We start from the raw sequence: 4,625 nt of genomic DNA, 5'->3' as shown, positions 1-4,625 counted from the left end.
CGGAAAGCCGGTCACGCCCTGCGAGCCGCCCGCGAACACCACCCCGGCCTGCGGGCTGCCGACCGGCGCGACATAGCCGCCGTTGATGTAGGAGGCCGGCTCGCCCGCCTCGATCTGGAACTGGTCGTCGCGATATTCCAGGCCGGCGGCCAGGAACAGCGGCTTGGCGAACCATCCGGTGGCCAGTTCGCGGGTGAGGTCGAAATTGGTGGTCCACTCCTGGAACTTCAGCGTGCCGATGTAGAAGCGGGTCGGGCTGGCCGGGCCCATCGAGGCGTTGAGCGAGTTCTCGTAATAGCCGACGTCGTCGCGGCTGAAGGTCGAGCTGAGGTCCCAGTCGAAGCCGAACAGTTCCGTGCCCTTGGCGCCCACCGCCACCTGGAAGTCGCGGTCCTTGAGGAACAGGCGCGGCGTGTAGCCGTTCGGGGTGACCGCGGTGATGTTGTTGACCGCGTTGGGGTTGCGGAAGGTCAGCCAGGCGGCGGTGTTGCGGCTGGCGAAGGTGCCGAACGAATAGACCTCGATGTCGTCGGTGACCGGGGTCCCGGCGCTGTAGCCCAGCGAAAACAGCTGCACGGCCGGCGAGCCGGGGTGGCTGGTGTGGCGGCTGGCGGTCGCCTCCCGCGGGTCGGGTGTCGCGCCCGCCGTCCCCACCCTGACCGGCTGGCCCAGGGCGTTGAGCGGGAAGTACATCAGCGTGGTGTTGGGCGTCTTGTCGCCGCGGTCGGTCAGGTCGTTGATCCGCACGTCGCCGGTCAGGTTCAGGTAGCCGGCCTCGCCCAGCTTCATGCCGAAATTGCCGGAGATCTGGCCGGTCTCGCCGTCGCCCTCGGCGGTCTTGCCGTACAGCGCCGACATCGAACCGCCCTCGGGGCTCTTCTTGAGGATGATGTTGATCACCCCGGCCAGGGCGTCGGAGCCGTACTGGGCCGAGGCGCCGTCGCGCAGCACCTCGATGCGCTCGATCGAGGCCGAGGGGATCAGGTCCAGGTCGGGCGGCGACTGGCCGTTCTGGGTGGCGCCGTTGACGAACAGGATGGCGGTGTTGTGCCGGCGCTTGCCGTTGACCAGCACCAGGGTCTGGTCGGCGCTGAGGCCGCGCAGCGACACCGTCTTGATCGCGAAACTGGCCCCGGCCCCGCTGTTGGAGGTGTTGGCCGAGGGCACCAGGGTGGAGATCAGGTCGCGGGTCGACTGCTTGCCGCTCTTGGTCAGTTCGGCGGCCGAGATCACGTCGATCGGCGCCATGCTCTCGGTCACCGTGCGCGAGGTCGAGCGCGTGCCGGTGACGATCACCTCCTCGATGACGCTGGGGGCTTCGGGCTCGGGCGTGGGCTCCGGGGCCGCCGTCGCGACCGGCGCGTCGCCGCCGCCGGAGGACCAGCGCGCCTTGACCAGGCCGGTGCGCGGCGGGGCCAGGATGATGGTCTTGCCGTCGTTGGACACCACGACCAGGCCGGTTCCGGCCAAGAGCTGGTCCAGGGCGTCGGGCACCGACAGCGCGCCCCGCACGGTCGCGGTGCGCTTGCCCTGCACGGCGTCGGCGTGGATCAGGATCTGCACGCCGGCCTGGCGGGCGAACTGCGGAATGCCCGTGGCCGCCGGCTGGGAGTCGATCCGGAACGGCATGGCCTGGGCGAAGGCCACCCCGGCGCTCAAGGCCCATACGGCCGCCGCCGCGCACAGCTTCCGCCTCACGGAACGGTTCGTCTGCTCGATCATCGACAATCCCCCATCGATCCGAGGGCCGCCAAGCGCGGCCTCCTGATAGGACGAGGGGCGCCGGTCGGTTTTCCGGGGAAAGATCGGGAGATTGTTCCGCCTACGGTCGCGGACGCCCGCTTTTGCGCCATCCGGGGAACCCGGCGCCCTTTTCGCGTGCGCGGCGTCGGGCGACGCCGGGATCGATATGCCACTGGCGCGCACCAGCGCGTCCGTCGAGTTCTTCATCGTTATTCCCCCGGGTTTGTCCCACGGGAAGCTTCGATCTTATTGGGTCTGTCTCAATGGATATAAAATATCTCTGAAGTAAGATTTGCTCATATCGTCAATCGAAATGAGTCTTATGCTCTTCACTCACTATGGATGAGCGAATTCGACCTTACGATAGTCGATCGCGACTGAGGCGGATGACGCGCTCATCCTCCTCGACCTTGGCGCCGATGGTGGCCGCGACGGCCGCGGCGAAGCTTTCGGGCTCATTGGTCCGGAACAGACCGACGAAGCGCTCCTGGGCCAGTTGCGGATCGTCGATGACGATCTGGCGGCTGTTGTAGCGGTTGAACTGGCTGGCCGCGTCGCCCAGGCTCTCGCCGTCGAGCGCGATCTCGCCGTTGCGCCAGGCCAGGCTGCGTTCGATTTCGGCGGGGGACTTGGCCATGATCGGCGCGGCCGTGCTGGCCAGCACCACGCCGTTGCCGGCCGTCACGCGCCGGCGCGGCCCGTCCTGGCCCTCGATCCAGGTCTCGACCACGCCCTCGGTGACCATGACGTCGACGCCGTCGTCGCCGCGTCGCACCGAGAAGGCCGTGCCGACCGCCCGCACCCGCACGCGGCCGGCCGAGACCACGAACGGGCGCTCGGCGTCCTTGGCCACCTGGAACCAGGCCTCGCCGCGCCGCAGGGTGATCTGGCGGGTCCGGGGCTTCAGGGCCACGTCGAGGGCGGTCCGGGTGTTGATCGCCACCAGCGAACCGTCGGCCAGGGGCACCCGCCGGATTTCGCCCAGCCGGGTGTCGAGGCGTTGCGGCCGCGTCGCCCAGAAGGTCGCGCCGCCGACCAGGGCGGCGGCGCAGGCTCCGCCCGCGCCCGCGAACAGCGCCCGACGGCTGGGGCGCGGGGCCGCATCGAGGCTGGCGGTCTCGTCGGCCCCGGCCAGGGCCCGCCCGCGGTCCAGGAAGCTGATGGCGGCCTGGGCGCGCAGGAACGCGCCGGCGCGACGCGGATCTCCGGCCAGCCAGGCTTGCAGCCGGGGATCCCGCTCCGCCTCCAGACCGCGCCCATCGATGCGAGCGGCCCAATCGGCCGCCTCGTCATCGATCTCTTTTGCGGACTGAAACGCGGTCATGACCCTTGTCGGCTGATGGATGATCTAGCGCGGAGGTCTCCGATAAGGCGCGCAGGACTAAACGCAAGCCCCGCATCGCCTGGGCCTCGACGACATTCTCGGTCACGCCCAGGCGCGTCGCCACCTCGCGCTGCGAGAGGCCGTGGATCCGGCGCAGGGTGAAGATCTGTCGGCAACGCTCGGGCAATCCTTCGATCAGGGCCTGGACCCGGCGCAGCTCGCGCCGTCCGGCGACGACACGTTCGGGCGAGGGCTCATCATCTACGACGTTCAGCGCGTCGATTTCCGTGACGCAGTCGATGCGAACGATGCGCGCGCGGCGAATCCGCTCGATGGCGATGTTGCGGGCGGTCCGGAAGAAGTAGGCCCGGCCGCTGGCGATGTGGGACACCGTCTCCAGGGCGGCCAGCCGGCAATAGGTCTCCTGCACGATGTCGTCGACGTCGGCGGCGAGGCTGCCGGTCCGCCGCAGCCAGGCGCGCACATCGGCTTCGTGCGGCAGGATCTGGCTGCCGACGAAGGCGACGATTTCAGCGCGGCTCTGCTTCACCTGGGTCCCGATCCCGACCAGCCGTTGCGGCGAGGCGACCATGCGGCGGCCTCGCGACCGGAATCAACGCGACCCCGGCGGCGGGCGACGGGATTTGCGCCGTCCTGCACGCACGGAGGCACAAGCCGGCCGATTTGCCCGATTCAGGCTTCGCCGGTCGGGACGATCGGCCAGGCGCGCTGGGCGGGGCGCAGGCGTTCATAGGCGCGCGACAGCCTCAGCACGCCCAGATCGTCGAACCGCCGCCCGACGATCTGCAGGCCGATCGGCAGGCCCTCTGACGTGTAGCCGCAGTTGATTGAGGCGGCCGGCTGTTCGGTCATGTTGAACGGCACGGTGAAGCCGATGTGCTCGAACGGTCGGGCGGGATCGTTGGTGGGAGAGGGCAGTTCCGCCGCGAAGGCCGGCATCGGGGCGGTCGGCGACAGCACGAAGTCGTAGGGCTGGAAGGCCTTGGCCCCGGCCTCGCGGATCATCTGGATCTGGTTGAAGCCCCGATAGACCGACACCCCGTCGGCGCCTTCGGCGGCGCGCGCCCAGGTGTCGATATAGGGCAGCACCAGGGCGGCCTTCTCCGGCGGCAGGGCGCGCAGGTCGTTCCAGGAGCGCGTGCGCCAGAACAGGTCCAGGCCGTCGAGCATCTCACGGGTCAGGAACGGCGCGAAGGGCTCGACGCTCGCGCCGGCCGCCTCCAGCAGCCTTGCCGCCGCGACGACGGCCGCGACGACCTCCGGCTCGGCGGGCAGGCCGGCGCCGGCCTTGAGCATCAGGCCGATGCGCAGGCCCTTGAGGTCGATGTCCAGGTTCAGCCAGTCGAGGTCGGCGGGCGGCAGGCTCATATAGTCGCGCCAGTCGGGGGCGGACAGCACGCTCATCATCAGGGCGGAGTCGGCGACGGTGCGGGTCATCGGTCCGGCGACGCGGCCGATATAGGGCGGGTCGATGGGGACGCGGCCGTTGCTGGGCTTGAGGCCGTAGATTCCGCACCAGCCGGCCGGCAGGCGGATC

The 4,625-nt window shown here is 69.7% G+C and carries 4 protein-coding genes; all 4 read right to left on the bottom strand.

The genetic code is table 11. The features are described 5' to 3' along the window. A partial coding sequence (locus PMI01_RS05375) for a TonB-dependent receptor (protein ID WP_007664869.1) occupies positions 1 to 1,722 on the bottom strand: 1,722 nt, incomplete at its 3' end. Positions 1,723 to 2,101: 379 nt separating this feature from the next. Beyond that, positions 2,102 to 3,067, bottom strand: a complete 966-nt coding sequence (locus PMI01_RS05370; protein WP_007664868.1) for a FecR family protein — start codon at positions 3,065 to 3,067, stop codon at positions 2,102 to 2,104. Next, positions 3,033 to 3,659, bottom strand: a complete 627-nt coding sequence (locus PMI01_RS05365; RefSeq protein ID WP_007664866.1) for an RNA polymerase sigma factor — start codon at positions 3,657 to 3,659, stop codon at positions 3,033 to 3,035. The genes PMI01_RS05370 and PMI01_RS05365 overlap by 35 nt, the downstream gene beginning before the upstream one ends. Positions 3,660 to 3,760: 101 nt before the next feature. Then, on the bottom strand, positions 3,761 to 4,625 hold an 865-nt coding region (locus tag PMI01_RS05360), incomplete at its 5' end, for an amidase (protein WP_035034757.1).

Source organism: Caulobacter sp. AP07 (genome assembly GCF_000281955.1).
GTDB lineage: Bacteria > Pseudomonadota > Alphaproteobacteria > Caulobacterales > Caulobacteraceae > Caulobacter.
The sequence above is the reverse complement of the archived record's forward strand: the minus strand, read 5'-3'. Positions and strand labels throughout refer to the sequence as shown.